9 protein-coding genes are annotated in these 16,620 nt (G+C 45.6%); 1 reads left to right on the top strand and 8 read right to left on the bottom strand.

What is annotated here, in order from left to right; genetic code table 11:
- Positions 1-386 precede the first annotated feature (386 nt).
- The 6 genes from CJA_RS17380 to CJA_RS17355 form a co-directional block, all read right to left on the bottom strand.
- Positions 387-2,075: a hypothetical protein gene (locus tag CJA_RS17380; protein ID WP_041551763.1), complete on the bottom strand. Its 1,689-nt coding sequence runs from the start codon at positions 2,073-2,075 to the stop codon at positions 387-389.
- Positions 2,072-3,328, bottom strand: a complete 1,257-nt coding sequence (locus CJA_RS17375) for an HlyD family secretion protein (RefSeq protein WP_012489180.1) — start codon at positions 3,326-3,328, stop codon at positions 2,072-2,074. The genes CJA_RS17380 and CJA_RS17375 overlap by 4 nt, the downstream gene beginning before the upstream one ends.
- Before the next feature lie 4 nt (positions 3,329-3,332).
- On the bottom strand, positions 3,333-5,456 hold the full coding sequence (locus CJA_RS17370; protein WP_041551761.1) for a peptidase domain-containing ABC transporter: 2,124 nt from the start codon (positions 5,454-5,456) through the stop codon (positions 3,333-3,335).
- Between the two features lie 2 nt (positions 5,457-5,458).
- Entirely contained in the window at positions 5,459-5,920 is a 462-nt protein-coding gene (locus CJA_RS17365; protein ID WP_041551760.1) for a hypothetical protein, read from the bottom strand.
- The gene (locus CJA_RS17360) at positions 5,910-7,619 is read right to left on the bottom strand and encodes a hypothetical protein (RefSeq protein ID WP_012489178.1); all 1,710 of its coding nucleotides are present in this window, start codon (positions 7,617-7,619) and stop codon (positions 5,910-5,912) included. Before CJA_RS17360 ends, CJA_RS17365 begins: the two co-directional genes overlap by 11 nt.
- 127 nt (positions 7,620-7,746) lie before the next feature.
- Positions 7,747-8,109, bottom strand: coding sequence for a hypothetical protein (locus CJA_RS17355; protein ID WP_041551758.1), 363 nt, complete (start codon positions 8,107-8,109; stop codon positions 7,747-7,749).
- 212 nt (positions 8,110-8,321) lie between these two features.
- On the opposite strand from CJA_RS17355, the gene CJA_RS17350 reads away from it, so the two are divergent.
- Positions 8,322-11,051 (top strand): insulinase family protein, encoded by a 2,730-nt coding sequence (locus CJA_RS17350; RefSeq protein ID WP_012489177.1) that lies wholly within the window; start codon positions 8,322-8,324, stop codon positions 11,049-11,051.
- A gap of 46 nt (positions 11,052-11,097) precedes the next feature.
- On the opposite strand, the gene CJA_RS17345 is transcribed toward CJA_RS17350, so the two are convergent.
- Positions 11,098-12,759, bottom strand: coding sequence for a glycoside hydrolase family 43 protein (locus CJA_RS17345; protein ID WP_012489176.1), 1,662 nt, complete (start codon positions 12,757-12,759; stop codon positions 11,098-11,100).
- Between the two features lie 14 nt (positions 12,760-12,773).
- Positions 12,774-16,586: a LamG-like jellyroll fold domain-containing protein gene (locus CJA_RS17340; protein WP_012489175.1), complete on the bottom strand. Its 3,813-nt coding sequence runs from the start codon at positions 16,584-16,586 to the stop codon at positions 12,774-12,776.
- Between the last annotated feature and the right edge of the window lie 34 nt (positions 16,587-16,620).

The following is a 16,620-nucleotide window of genomic DNA, read 5'->3' as shown; positions in this document are numbered from 1 at the left end:
CACCTTTTCGTCATCACGCGTTACGCGTGATGACTTCCTTGTCGCTCAAGATGATAAACAGTTACTTCACCAGCGGCGTCACCCGAAAATACGCCACATCGGCATAGGACTTCCCTTTCGACGCTTGTGTGCCTACGCTGAATAAACCTATTTTCCCGTCTACCCAGCGGTCGCGGTCGGCGCAATCACTAGCGGCGTAGATCAGCTGGATATATCGTCATCTAGGTACAGGACGATATAGTCGTAGTGAACCCCACAGACGATCAGACCATTGATTGATATTGGAGGTATGTACTTAATTTCTTGAAAGCTACACAGAGTAACAGTATTGTCGTGCCATGACAGATTAAAATACAGCTCATTATGCAAGTATAAAAATCGATATTTTATACAATAGCAGAGATTGAATTCAGCAAGGCTTTTTTGAAGCAAAAGTGAGCGACGCTTAAATCTTGATTGTGTATATGAAGAGCAATCTTATACGCATTTTCAGGATTGTTGACGTGTTTTACATAGCCCCTTATTTCAAAGTAAAACCGGGAATCAGAATAAATAACACGGCAGGCTGTTGAGCTAAAAAGGGTTACCTGTTCTTCTGAAAAATTGAAAACCCACTTCGATATATCGTCAACCGCACTAATAAATTGCCCCACATGATGCTCTGGTTCATTTCGCACTAGGCTATCCAAATATGTCCTCAATCTACCGCCCACAAAAAATTCGCCGCCGTAAATCAGACGACTGGATCTCAATAGTGAGTGACGAATAAATTCACAAACTTCATCGTGTGTGCACAATCCAATCTGGCTGCAAAAAGCAGTATAAAATTCGCTGATCAAGGATGTTCTATTTTTATCTTTGGTAAACAATAGAAGATCGTGATGTAACCTTTTTAAGTGAATTAATGAAGGATCATTTTCATCAACAACCATGGGTAGATTAATCTCGCCGGAGCTGCCGCTAGCATCCAGTACACAATCCCAAAATTTCATTGCAAGTTCAGATATCACGGGCAAATCCACTATGGATTCAGAAGGTTCTTTATTTATTCCCATTATTTTAATAAATGAACGAATCGTATGTTTTTTCAATTCAGCAGAATAAATTTTAACTATCATCTCTTTGGGGATGATGCCATCAATTTCCTGGTAGAAAACGTTGATATAGTTAAGCGGAGATATGTGTTCTTTGTAAAAAGATGGCAGGGGTCGGTTTACTCCATAATCGGATCCGCCTTGCACAAACGCGGTTGTAGCCACATCCAGCCAACGACCATCAAATGAAATATTTGAATAGTTCATAGCACCATGAAATATTCTAAATATTTTCGCTGTGGAAAATTGGGCTGCCGACTTGATATAAAAATTAACGATGTAGTCATTAAGGCGATCAATTCCACCCAATAGGTTAAGTAGTTTTTGACTTAATGACGAAACTCTTTCTTGATCGAATTCCACCAAATATTGATTCCTGTCGACAGGAACGAAATTTTCCAAGGGGAAAAAGTGCGCAGGTCTTAAACATTGTTCTCTCACAAGCAAAGCGCCTTTGCCTCTATTATCATCCAGTAACTTTCCTGTTGGATGAAGTGCTGTTCTATCGCCTGTTTTTATGATCGCATAACAATTTACACACCCATATGGCAGAATAGCATTCAATATAATCGTATTTATTGCTTCAAGCGCTGCTTCATAAAATGACAAACCTCCATAAGAGTACCAATCATAATCGACCTCGCCAAGCAACGGATTGGCGCCCATGCCTTTCACATGATAACCCGCTATATTTCCTGATCTTGAGCCCCCTGCATTAGAGCCGCCGGGATATATTTCTGCCTGGGCATTTTTTGTATCATTTGCACTGAATGCAATTTCATCGAAATAGCGATTGCCTTTAATGCCATAGGCAAAAGTAGATGTGATGTCCTTTGCGGAAGAAAAATGTGGCGCCCCACTTGTGGAGTCTTCAGGAAATTGCGCCCACACAAACTCCGCTTCCTCCATTTTTGTGACCTCAAAATTAATGAGGGACTCATTAAACATATCAATCGACATTACCTTATTAATCTCACTCAAGATGGGTTAACCTCATATTGCTTTGTAACGGATTTAAGAGGAGATAATAAATATGATAACAAGGAATGACGCTCGATAATAATTTCCGCTTTCAATGTCATACCCACTTTCAAAATCAGTCCGGCATTTCCATCCTTTTTTTGAGCATTCTTCAGTTCTACATCAACCACATAAAACGATTCACCAACAGTAATAGGCATTTCCAGCTGACCGGGTGTCATTGGACTGGTAGAAATACGCCTGATCGTGCCACTTATCACACCATAACGCTGGTAGGGAAATGCATCCATTCGTAAAAAAACTTTCTGACCTGTTGATATTAAACCGGACGATTTTACTGGAACAATAAGTCTTGCAATCATTTCGGCATGAGCTTTACGTACCGTTAATACAGGCGCCCCAGGGAAAATTTGTCGACCTGCATTTTCAAATACATTATCAATCACGCCATCAATGGGTGATCGAACTGTGTAACTATTCATAACCGAAGCGTTTATGAGTTCTTTGGTAATTCCCTCTTTTCGTTGATTTAAATTGAGAATTTCAACCTTCCAGTTTTGGCTTTCAACATCAAGTGCCCTGCGTCGCTCCGAAATAAGATTTTCCAGGTTTGTTATCTCTCTTTTTACCCTGGCAATTTCCATTGCCAGATTGACATATTCAAGATCGACATTTTCAACGTCTATTTCTGATACAAATCCAGATTTTTTCAGTTTCAACAATCTATTTTTCTTTCTTTCAATTAAACCGATCGCATCATTTATTATCGTTTGTTCCAAGGAAAGACTTTTAATGGCTGCATAATGTGACTTAATGGCCTCTTCTGTTTGAAGTATGGAGGCATCAGACTTTTGATTAACAGCCAAAATAAGTTGATCGACAAGATCAATTTCCTTTTGCAAGGACGTAACTATTTCATCAGATACCACTTTATTTGACAGCGTTGATTTTCCCCTGTTGAAAACAATCAATGGCTCTCCCTTCTTAACTTGCGCTCCTTCGGACACTAAAATTTTATCGATAACCGCAGGTTCATCCGCAATTACTTTAATGACACCATCAACAGGATCAATATAACCACTTACAATTTCTTTTCTGTTGTATTTTCCAAGCCATAAAAAAAACAGCGCAACAACGAGTAATATGACAATCACAACAATGTAATATTTATACATTTTAGGGGCGGATAAAACGATGTCGCCATACACCTTACCTTTTTGGTTTTCGATGGCTTCGTCTCTGAATAATTTCAATTGTTTATCGCTCCTTGAACTCGATCACTCTGGTGTTATCAACCAGGAAAACCCTGGATGCTATTTCTACCAAGGCCGGTCGGTGAGCCACGACAATTCTAATTCCGGCGTATGCTTTTATTGTGTTTGCAATGGCGATCTCCGTTGGCACATCCAGGTTTGCCGTGCCTTCGTCAAGCATGAGAAGATTGGGCTTCCTGTAAATCGCTCTTGCAAAATAGATTCGTTGCTTTTGTCCACCAGAAAGGGCTGACCCCATTTCTCCCACCAAGGTGTTATATCCCATGGGGAATTTCAGGATATCACCATCAATGCAAGCGATTTTCGCTGCTTCTGTTAACGCCTCTTCATCAGTCTGTTGATCAAAGAAGGTTATATTCTCCCTGATGGTTCCCGATAAAAGACTATCATCCTGCATGATGACGCCTAACATTTTCCGGTATTCATTCGGGTCCAATCGAGTTAAATCAATATTATTGATATAGATTGCGCCTTCTGTTGGCTTTAAAAGTCCAATCAGCAGTTTTAACAGCGTCGACTTTCCTTGCCCGGAAGGCCCTACAAAAGCGAGCATATCACCATCGTTTATTTCTACATTAACATCCTTCAAAACCCAGGGTTCATTATCGGCATAACGGAAGGAAAGATTTTCAAACCTGACAGTAGAAATTTTATTGTCAGGCAGTTGCGTATAACCAGCAGACGATAGCGTATTTGTTTCTGCTTCATGATGGGCGATATCGGACAACCGCGTCAGGTGAAGGTTCAGCATTTTAAATGAAAGAAAGTGTCCGAATAATGCTGAAAGGCGACCTGAAAACTGGCCCGAATATGCCTGATAAGCGAACAGCATCCCAATGGTAAACTCTCCCTTGATTACCATTTGGGCACCAATATACAACATCATAACAGATGAAATTATTCCAAAAAATGACACAAAGAATCCAAAGTTTATATCGAAATTTGCCAGCTCAATTGAGGAATTATTAAAATCTGCTTTTCTATTCAACCATATTCTTTCCCGACAGGTTTCTTGTCCAAATATTTTAATTATTTTCGCTGCCCGTATATTTTCCAAAAACACTGTACTTTCTTTTGCTGACAGTTCGATTATCTTTTCTTCCATCGATTTCCTATAGGGAAAGACGACTAAATCTATGACAAAGCCAATAAAAAGCAGGCATATAACAATCATTGTTAATTTGGCCGAATACAAAAAAGACATGAGTAACGCGACCACAAACATCACGCTATCCAGCACGATGGCTATTAATCCTGATGTCAATAACGACTCTATAGGGCCAAGAGAAGAGAATCGTGTCGTTATATCGCCAATTGTTCGCTTTTCGAAAAAAGAGATAGGTAATCTCAACATATGCCGGGTCAGATTTGCCGACAACTGAAATCCTAATAAATTGGTAAAATAAAGCGATATTTTAGACCGAAGGTAACTTATTAATTGCTGAAAGCAATTGACTAAAAAAAATCCAATGCATAAAACAATAAGCAGTTCATTGTCCTTATTGGAAATCGCATCATCTACTACAACCTGCTGAAGTAATGGGGCTGCAATAGCAAACAGCTGTAAGGCAAGCGAGAGAATAAATATACTCACAATATTTCTTTTCAGACCTGTCATATTCGACCAGAAATCTGAAATTTTAAGGGAGGTTACTTCTTCTCTTCTTTTGAAATCATTGGTAGGGAATAGCTCGACTGCAACACCCGTAAACGATAATGAAAAATCGGAAATTTTAAGTTTTACCTTCCCTTTTGCCGGGTCATGAATGACGGCATAGTCATCGGTTATTTTCGACAACACAACAAAATGGTTTAAATTCCAGTGCACGATTGCGGGAAGATTCATTTTTTGCAGATAGGCTAATTCGGCCCTTATTGGCCTTGCCTGCAAATGTAAATGTTGGGCTATGTCTATCACCCCTTTGAGATTCAACCCTTTTGATGAAACACTAAACTGACTTCTCGCTGTTGCCAGGTCAATTTTATGCCCATAGTAAGCAGCGATCATAAGCACACATACCAACCCACACTCAGATGCTTCTGACTGAAATATAACGGGGAGGCGGTTTTTCTTTGAAAAATGAAGAAGATTACTGACCGACTCCATTGCTACACGTTTTCCTTGAGTTTTAGTAATGTTAAAGGATTTACCCTCTTGCGAAATGCTCCTTTCCTTTGGGACAAGGTCAACATAGTGTTTTTCATATGGGCAAAAATTCTTTCCTTCCTTAACAACTGTTTTAACTCGGCCAGATTGTTTTTGCCAATAGTCCTGCCAGAAAATCGGATATCCAGTATGAAAAATATGCCGCCCTCGTTCCACTGCTCCAGGGAGGTAAAAAAATCACCTGTTCGTTGAAATCCAAGAATCGTTTCCCTGCCAGCCCTTGCCCAAATAAGGTAACCCGCAGGAAGTCCGGCCTCACCATAAAAGACATGATAATGATTGGTTATTACCGATTTTCTGATGAAACTGAACGTGGTTTCATTCATTGAGGAGTCGCCATTGGCCTGCATAGCAATGTCGCACATGTAGAAGAAGTCCCTATGCTGATTTTCATCAAACATCATGTGTATTTTCCATTTTTTGATGTGATAACCTGAAACAAAAATCTTCTAGCGTTTTCATCAACAGCCTATCTTCCTCAATTTTCTTGACTACGCCGTCATAATTGTCATCAATATTCATCTCCGCTAGGTGAAAATTGTCGAGTGAGATAACGCGCATTTTGCAAAATAAAGAACAGTATTCAAAATGGCCAGCCAACTTATCGAACATTAATCTGGTTGATCCAGCATCAATGACAATAAGTTTTTGTTGCTCGCCGTTCTTATCAAACATCGCTTTAGAAATAGCGCCATATTGATTGACCAATTCATTAATTTTTCTAAAATGGTGCTGGGCTACACAATCATAAACCGTCCTCTGGACCGGTTCTGACATAAATATCCTTGAGTAAATTATTCGCTTAACCGAGCGAATGAAACAAAATATCAATGACGATTCAAAGTCTTTAAATGAGGGGAAGTTATCGTGATAATACTGTTCCAGCATCAGATACAGATTTCCCTTTCTTGCCGACGCTTCATGAAACCGACTAACAATATAATCCAATACGCTGCTGTCAAAGTCCCGGCCCGGCGCACCAACAGATAACGTCATACTTGACATTAAAAATGCAGTATATTCTGTCAGCAGTCTTTCATGAAAATGCGGAAATATTTGTTGATTAACGCAATCCAGGCCAAATAATTCAGGAAGATTATTTAACTTCTCATTCAATAGCCTGGTGAAATAATAAAAGTAAAGCTGGCCCCTGTGATACTCCAAAGAAGTTTGGCAATACTTTTCACATTCCACTAAAAATTGATTGGCAATTAAAAATACATTATCGAGCTCACGAGAAAACGCTATTGTATCTTTCGCTGCTTGATAGTTTTGGCATCCATTGATAAACGAGGCGTTGGTCAAATCCAGCCATTTTCCAGTAATGGATAAATTTGAGGGAGATATGGCGCCATGAGCAAATCGGTGAATAAATGCTCGGGCAAACATTTCTGCAGAAGTGGAGAGAAAATCATACATCAAATTGATTGCCTGCTGATGATGTGGCAATTCTTTTGAAAGCTGCATCCATGCATACCTGACTCTGGCAATATCAGATACTATTCTACTCCTATCTTCTTTTCGTGGCTCAAAATGAGGAGCCCGGAAAAAATGTGCCGGCCTAACGCACTTTTCCCTGACTGAAATAACTAGAGGAAGCCTGATATCAAATGATGGATCGGCGTGGGTTGATTCCCCCAAGTTGATTAACCCAAGAATTTTAACGACCTTTCCTGGGAAAATGTAATCAAATAGCATAGTGTAGATAATTTCGCGTAGCGCCTCATGTACCGAGTAAATTCCATTGGAATTTCCAAATCGGTCATAAGTACCCAACAAGGGATTCACACCGATTCCTTTCAGTTGAAAGCAATCAATGTTTCCGCACCTTGCCCCACCTCCGTTTTTTGATACTCCATCACCGCCATACTGCTCCGCAGTGAGATGCTTCACTTTATTTTTATCAAATTTTATATCGACAAAGGAGGGACTCTTATTGTTTGCGTAAGAATAACGCTCAAGAAATGTTTCAGGCGATATAAGTTTTAAATCGTTCCAGTATTGAGGATCATCGATTCTCCATAAAAGTGTTGAATCTTCGACTTTGCATGTCTTAAATTGAACTGGTCGTAGCAGATAATTATCTAAAGAAGGCTCCCTCATGAAACACCGGTATCCATTAATATTTCAAAAGTCTCCCACCTAAACGGCGGTGATATATGATTTTTTCAATTTTCCATTGCATTATGGTCACTCATATAATTACTGAGTGACCATAATGATTAGTTACTTAATAATGGCAAGTTTGACACCCCGAATCACTTGTTTTTTGCCCTTGCATATAAGACATATAACTTGACATTGGTGGTATATAGACTCCTTTGTCTCCCCCTATAGTTACTCCACCCTTCCCATTACCTATAGTCATACTGGCATTTGCTCTGCCATGCATCATGTTTGCATAATCCGCGTAGCTTATATGATTACCATCTGAGGGAATTCGGTAACCAGTCACTGTAACTTCTTCAACAGGACGATTTTGCTCTTGTTGGCGACGTAACGCTTCCCTTTCGGCCTCCTCTGCTGCAGTTAAACCACCGGATACTATTAATAATTCTTCTTCAGACAAAAAACGGAATTGATAAGCTTCCATTTGCTTACTCCTTGATTAAGATTGATTTTCAATTATTAAAATTTAAATCATATTTTTTTGATTTAAATTTCTGATTGCTGAATCATGATCAGCGGACGTACACTAACATACAAAAATTATCCAGAGCAATGTGTTGTGAGTCTTTGGGTAGCTTAAATGCCCTACTTTATTGGGGTATATAAAATTTTATAGTTAATAATGGATTTATTATTATGCAAGTTCAGAGAGTGGTTAAGCATGGATTTTTATCATTAATCATATTTGTATTTTTACTATATTGCTTTATTGAATATAAAGATTTTTCGGAACAAAAATCGATTGTAATTCATCAGGCAATACCAAAGGCTGAGTTTGACTCAGCAAATTACGAACATATAACTCTCCGTAATGGTATTGAGGCCCTGATTATTAATCGGAATAATCAACAGCAGTCTCATATTTTGGTTGGGGTAAAAAACGGGCTGATAAATGATCCTGAAACCATGCCGGGATTAAGTCATTTGTTGGAACATATAGTGGGTATGGGCGGCTCAAAAAACTATCCAGAGCCGGGAGAGCTGCGGAAATTTATAAGAAAGCATGGCGGTGTTGTTAAAGGGATAATGTCTGAGTTAAATACTACCTATGAAATAGTTATTGATGATCATTATCTTGATATGGCGATGAGCCGACTGGCAGATTCATTGCATCATCCCATTTTTGATAATCAAACGATTAGAAATGAAATTAATGCTATGGATGCAGAGTTTTGGGGGCATTCACAGCTTGAAGACTATAAGTTAAATAGAGCTAATTACCTTACAAGGCAAACGGATGATCCTGCATTTGGTTTGTTTCAGGGAAACAAGAATAGCTTTTATCAAGTTGCCACTAACACAGAAACCATTAAGTCTGCACTTATGTCTCATCATAATGATTTCTACTTTGCTGATAATATAAAAGTGGTAGTCATTACAGAAAAAAGTGTTGATGAAGTAAGAGATTTAATCAATAAGGAATTCGGTGTAATTAAACGTGGGTCGAGTAGAGTAAGATCCGTCATAAGCCCTGTTTCAAATGAAAAAAATGCAGGGCCGATAAAAATAACCATTAAAGGTGATAGAAAAAATGTTTTGGTTATTAAGGTTCCTTTAAAGAGTCAGCTAAATTATCCAATTTTTACATCGGATTCATTCTCTTCTTCAGTGATTGATAAATTATTTTTTGAAAGAAATAGATGGTCGATTAGATCAAAATTAGAGTCGGCGGGGTTTGTTTACAGTTTGGGTGTTTTTCCCTTGCAAAAGATTCTTTCTGAAGATAATTTTTCTTCAGAAATGACGGTATTTATGTATTTGACTGATAAGGGGATGGTTCAAGAAAAAGATGTTTTAAGCATGTTTTTTTCACATTTCCAGATATTGAATAACGAGGCTTACATCGGGGAAATTTATACTGCTGCGGATAAAGAGGCTAAATCCGGAATTAGCCCTTGGAATACCATAATGCCTTATGGGCCGCTTGAGCGCCTTATGTATGCATCTGCTCAGGATGTTACTAAGAAATCTCTTATTCGGGACAGGTATGGGTTTGTTGCAGATATCATAAGTGAGATTAATGTGAATCACGCAAAGATATTTCGTTTTAATGAAAAAGGTCATTTTAATATAAAGTCAGAATTTGATGGCGTTGAGTTTTCTGCTGAGCGTGAATCTATAAAAATTGATTCTGAAATAGATCTTGATGCATGGGTCGGTTCAGATAAAAAACCGGTTAGGCATGGTTTGCCGGATATGGCATCTACTCCAAAATCGCCCTTTCTCTTTAACGCAAATGCTTTTTTTGTTGAGCGAGAGCCGAGCTCCTTGGATGCTTCCTTTTTAAAGGTAAATATAGATTCATTAACTTCACTTTATCAGTACAGTGATTTCATTTATCTGCAAATAATAAAAAATCTACTTGGTATGGATAATCTCAATGTACCTTTGCCCTGTCAGCGATATCAGTCATGTAAAATGGATTTTAACGATTTTGGTGGAGTAAATATTGCGCTGGAGGGAAGTGCAGAAGAGGCCATTGATCAACTGGATTATGTTATGCGCGTGGTTGAAAAGCTATATCAATTGAATGTAGATGATCAAGCCATTGAATCTGCATTACAGGATGCATGCACGATGGATTTTTTGCGTTTGACAAACTCGTTAGAAGCTGCTGATAGGTTCGTTAATGCGTATAAGACTAATACTATTCCATTATGGTCTTTCTATGACCAATGGCAGTGCTCGGACGTGAGTGTTCAAGATTTTAAAGTGTTTTACAATGCTTATCTAAAGCAAATATTTGTTTCGATAAATGCGACGAGTGCAGTCTCTGAGGCTGAAATGAACTTGTTTACTCAAAAACTTAAAGCGGTCGTTGATAACAAAAGCCAAGGGTATTTCGATAATAGGAATAAGCCTGCTATCTTGCCGGCAAAGTTGGATCTGGTGGCGCCTGTAAAAAGTAATGGTGAGGTTGTGGTGAGTGCTCTCTTTGCTGCCAGTAAAGAGAGCCGCGCAGTAGTCTTGGCAAAAATGATGGCTCCGTTACTTGAAGCACAGTATTTTTATACAATGAGATCCGTGCATAACATTGGATATCATGTAGACGTTCAGTTTCAATTGATCGATGGCACTCCAGCTCTATTGTTAGTTGCAGAAAGTTACACAATGAAAGCCAAAAAAATTCAGCAATTGAATGATAAATTCACAAGAGATTTTGTAGCTAATCTGGCCTCCAATATTCCTGAGGACATTCGGCCGCTAAAAAAAATGGTAATTAATCAGCTTAATACATATGACGATAATAATAAACCGCCAAGATGTGTTGAGTTGAACTCCTGTGCCGAAGAGCAGATGGCAATTGTTAATACAGTTAGCAGGGAAGATTTGATTTCCTTTGCGAAAGATATGTTTAAGCCATAAGAGTTATAAATGCACCTGGCCTATTGTTTTAGGCCAGGTGCAGCAGTTACTTAACCAACGGCGTCACCTGAAAATACGCCACATCGGCATAGGACTTCCCCTTTGACGCTTGTGCGCCTGCGCTGAATAAACCGATTTTTCCTCCTACCCAGCGGCCGCGGTCGGCGCGGAACAGGCCGCTGACGCGTTCATAGTGTTTGCCATCCAGGCTGTAGAAAAATTCGGCCTTGCCCTCTTCGCGCATGTCCATGCGCAAATAGATGCTGTTGGTGTCCAGGGTTTTGCGAAAGCGGATGCGTTCGGTGCGGTCGCTGGCGGCGTCGTAGCAGGTGGCGTAGACCAGTTGGGTATGTCCGCCCTCCCGGCGCAGGCCGATCCAGCCATAGTGAAAGCCATAGGCGATCAGGCCAACGCGATCACCTGTGTGAGTGGCGTTGAGGGTGATCTGTGTGGTCACTGAAAATTCCGGAGCGGGAATTTTTTGCAGCAGTAGCGATGGCGTTGGCCAGAGGCTGTTTTTTTGCGTACTCAGGGCATCGTATTGGCTGTATAAGCGCAGATAGCCGGGGTTGGCGCTGAGCGAATACCATTCGGGCTTCCAGTTGGCGTTCCACTGCCATTGCAGGCCAAGTTCAGGTGTATCGAATTCGTCACGGGTGGCGGGGACTTGCTGTGGGAAGCCTTGCACCGGTTTGCGATGGCGCGCCACAGGTTCGCCAACGCCCTGGGTATTGATGTTTTGCCCGATCAGCGGCCAATCGTTTTCCCAGCGCATGGGCTGTAAATGCAGGATGCGACCATAGACGCCTTTGTCCTGGAAATGGAAAAACCAGTCGGTGCCTTCCGGCGTTTGCACCCAGGCGCCCTGGTGCGGGCCATTGACGTCGGTATTGCCCTGTTCCAACACGATCCTGTCTTCATAGGGGCCGTAAATCTGTTTGGCGCGGAACACACTTTGCCAGCCGGGCGCTACGCCGCCGGCAGGGGCGAAAATGTAGTAATAGCCATTGCGCTTGTAGAGCTTGGGCCCTTCGAGTGCGCGGTATTCCGGCAGCAGGTCGGCGTTGACCACAATCGGGGCTTCCTGGTTGAGGATGCGGCGGCCGTCGGGGGACATGCGGCGCAGGGTGAGCTTGTTGCTGATGCCGGCACGGCTGTGTGCCCAGGCATGCAGCAGGTAGGCATTGCCGTCTTCATCCCAAAAGGGCGTGGGATCGATCAGGCCTTTGCCCGGCAGCAGCAAATGGGGTTTGCTCCAGGGGCCGGCAAAATGCTTGGCCTGATACATGTAGATACCCACATCGGGATCACCGTAGAAAATCCAGAACATATTGTTGTGATAGCGCAGGCTCGGTGCCCAGACACCGCCGCCATGTTGCGGGCGCGCATGCACAGCCAGGGGGGATTGCTGCTGGAAGGCGTGGCCTACCAGTTCCCAGTTGACCATGTCTTTGGAAGTGAGCAGTGGCAAACCCGGTGCGCTGTTAAAACTGGAGGCGGTCATGTAGTAGGTATCGCCGACCCGAATCACATCCGGGTCGGAGTAATCGGCATGGAGTACCGGATTTTGATAGTCGCCATTGCCCAGGTCAGCTACCCAGGGTTGTTGCTGTTGCACAGGTTGGTGTATGCAGGCACCCAGGCCAAGTGCAATAACAACGCCCTGGGCGGCGATGAGTAAGCGTCGGATAGAAACAGGTTTGAACATCGTACAGCCTCGGTTTATCGAATCCAGTCGTTAAAGTCCACGCGGTTGTTGAGCTGGGTGATTTCCGCGGTGTCATCGGCCAGCACTACCCGTACATGGGCATTGTGCAGATCCATCTTGCGTGGCAAATCCAGGCTGACCTGCACAGTCTGTGCTTGCAGGTTGCTGGGGGCAGCCAGCGGGGGAACAGGGGCGCGCGCCAATACCTGCCCCTGGGCGTTTTCGACCAGCACTTCACCGGCAGGCGCATCCTGGTGGCCCAGACTGTGCACCCGGACGTGCAGGGCTTTGCCCTTGAGCGTGACATCGCCGCGGCCAATGGCCAGGTCGGGGCGAAATTCCACGGGCGTGCTGGCGTCCAATAATGCCATCTCGATCACCAGGGTTTGCCGGGGTGGGAAGGTCACGGGAATCGATAGCGTTTTTTCAAACGCCACTTGCTGTTGTGTCAGGGGTTTATCAATCTTGTCATTACCCGTGCTGTCGATACCGGTGGTAAATTGCCAGCGTCCGGCCTGCACATTCCAGCCAGTCATCTGTGCTGATTGCACTTTGTCGCTGAGGTTGTAGGCGATAATCTTGAGCTTATCGGTACGTGCGCGCGGCATCAGCAGGGCCACCTGTAGCGCGCCGTCCGGATCGTCAAAACGCCAGCTGACACTGTGGCCGGGGTTGGTGCGGTTGCGGCTCAGCGCCACGCCGCCGAGGCGCGCGCGCTGCAACAGGTCATGGCGCGCTTCCACACGGTCACTCCACCAGTGGCCTTCGGTATTGAAATACATGCTGAGCGATTTCAGGCGGATGTTGTCGGCGTAGAGTTGCTCCAGGTAGGTTTTGTCGCCGCTGTTTTCCCAGGCGACAAAATTTTCAAATTCACGATTGGGGCCGGCATCGGCGGCCAGCGCCTTGCCCCAGGTATCGCGCTTGCCCAGCAGGTCGATAAAGTTGTCGTTGATGCGCGACAGCGAACTGATGCCCGCGCGCGCCGCGCGGTAATCCAGCACTTTTAAATAGCGCTCATCCCCGGTCCAGTGCCAGGCACTCCAGAACAAGGTGGGGATATCGCCGGCGCCGGCGCCGCGATGCATTTCACCGCCGCGGGTTGCGCCCGTGCGCCAGTTAATTTCGTTGGGCAGGGCCCATTGGCCATCGGCAGCGGTATAGCTGTAGGCCAGGTAGCCATCGGCGAGGCGCGTAACCAACTGGCGGCTGCGCGGGTCGGCATTGAATTCCCCGAGCATGATGGCGGGGTGCATGATCGGAAAGGAATAGGGCTTTTGCCATTCCCAATGACCTTCACGATAGATTTTTTTGCCGCTGAACCAGTTGCTGGAGAACAGCCAATGGCCCTGCGGATTGGGTTTGATAATCCGGTGCAGCGCCGCGACGGTTTCCATTAAGCGTTCCGTGGCCCAGGGCTGACCCCAATTTAATAAAAACAGGGCGCTGTTGGTGTTGATGCCCTCTTCGTACACATGCAGCTCGTCGGTTTCGATACTGGGTAATCCATCGGTAAACATGCCGTTGCGATAAGCGGCATCGGCCAGTGCGGTGATGGAGGTGTTGATTTTGTCGGGGTCTACGCCCATCAACGCCAGCCCCGGCCATTGCTGTACCAGATCGGAATCATCGGAAATCCCGCCGCCGAAATCGCCGTAGTCCACCTGGCGCTTGTCGATCCACCAGTTGATATGGTGGCGCACCAGTTTTAATTCTTCGATTTGGCGAAATGCCCAGAGCGGGATACCGGCGGGTGCTTGCGGCTGCTCGAAGGGTGGCAGGCCCTGGTTGCCATAACTCATGTACGCCCAGTAGCGGCGGCCCAGTTCATGGTCGGGATCGACGCGCAGCAAATCGCTGATATCGACATGGGCGCGGCGATAGAGCTGCTGGCGTTGCGAGGTGGTGTGCTCTTCCACCAGAAAGCCCCAGTTGTCGCGCACCTGGTTAAAGCGATCGGTGGTGTGTTCGGCGATTGCCTGGGCGCGCGGTTTAAATACCAGGCGTATTTCCGCACCCTCCAGCAAGCTGCCGTTAAATGCCGGTGCGGCAGCGGCGATGGTTAAATAAAGGCTGTCGTTGGTGAGGATGCGGTCGCGTGTGTCCAGCCACAGGCTGTAGGCCTGGTTGGGTTTAACCGAGACGGAAATATCCAGCAGGTCGCGCATCGGCCAAAGGGGATCTTTGATGCGGATATTGAGCGGAATCACACCGCCCTTGTGGGTGGGCGTGAGGTTGAGCGGCGGTAAATCCAGCGCAATCCCATCCAGGCCATCGTACATATTTTCCCAGCCGTAGGCCCAACTGCGCGTGAGCGGTTTGCCCGCCGGGGGATGGCTGACACTGGAGGGAATCAAGACGTGTACCAGCGGCTGGTGTTTTAGCGTATCGGCAAGTGTGCTGTCGCGTTTGCGCAGTGCCGCGCCGCGCGGTGCGGCCAATACCGTCGCGCGCTCGGTTGCGGGATAGCGCCCCTGGATAAACTGGCGCAGCTTGTCGAGGTTATCGAAATCCGGGGCGGCATCGGCGCGAATCTGATAGCGCAGTTTGACGTTGCCTTCCGGCTCCGCGTCTGTCCCTGTGCGATAGGCCCAGAATTCCTGGATAGGCGTTTCCGGCTGGCTGTTGCTGAAACGCAATTGGCCGGCAGTGATCGGTGCTATGTCAAACACCGAGCGCACACTGCCCCGGGGGCGCTGTGCCAGGGTGTTGAATTGGCCTTGCGTGTTGCGGCGGTATTGCAATTCACCGAAGGCTGCACCGCGCATTTCAATGCGGTTGATCGTTTCTGCGGGCAGGTACACATCAAAATGCTGGCCGCCCTCGACATAGGTATTCCAATCCGGCAATTGGAAATAATCGTTGCGCCCCGGCAGGCGCGAACGGTTATACACCCCGGGCCAGGTGGTTTCGGCGATGCCGTCGGTGGCTTTCCACATCCACTGCTTTAAATCGAAGGTGTCGGTTAATTCAATTTTGCGAAAGCTGTTGTGGCCCGGTTTCAGCAGCGGCGGTGCGTTGCGCGCTTCCCAGCCGTGGCGATACAGCCAGGCCTGGTGTGGATCGCCACTTGGCTGTGCGGCAACTGCCTGCGTTTGTTGCCGGGCAAGGGACTGGACGCTGGTATCGTCCAGCATCTGGTCGTACACGCGCAGCTCGGCGAGGTGGCTGCCGCGCAAAAAGTTGTAGCGGCTTTGTACCTGGTGGGGCGACAGCACGCGACCGGCAAGGCCGAACTGGTCCAGCCCCGTATCAAAATCAGCGCTGCCCAGGCGCGTGTTGAGCGCGGCCCGGGCAGCGGGTTTACCATCCACATACAGGGCGACTCCCCGGGTTTCATCCCAACTGAACGCGAGATGCAGCCACTGGTCGGCCGCCGGTACTTGCGCCATGGTGTAGGACACGCGTGTGCGCGCCAGGTTGGCATCGGTGACAAAGGCATCAAAGCCGCTGCCATTCCAGTCGATACGCAGCCAGGCCATATCCCAACTGCTGTGGTCGGCATAGCCCACGCGAAAAATCACAAAGGGCGCTTCGCCCACCGGATAACCGGGGCGCCAGAAAAAACTCAGGGTGCCGCGCTGGGCGTAGATATTGCCCGGTGCATTCCAGCTCAGGATTCCTTCATCGGCCCATTCAATCGCCCACCCCTGGTTACTCTGGGCATCGCGCACGCCGGTATGGCTGCGCTTTATCTGGTCGATAAAATTGGGCTGGGCGTCACCCCCGGCGATATCGGCGTTGAGGCTGTCGCGCGCAGAGACGTAAAACAGCAACTGCGCCTGGGGCGCCTGGGCAGCGCTGGCGGTAAGTGTTGCCAGTGCCATGAAAAAAACACCCAGCCATACGCCGGGTCTGCAA

It is taken from the genome of Cellvibrio japonicus Ueda107, from assembly GCF_000019225.1.
GTDB lineage: Bacteria > Pseudomonadota > Gammaproteobacteria > Pseudomonadales > Cellvibrionaceae > Cellvibrio > Cellvibrio japonicus.
This window is presented reverse-complemented; position numbering and strand designations above follow the sequence as displayed.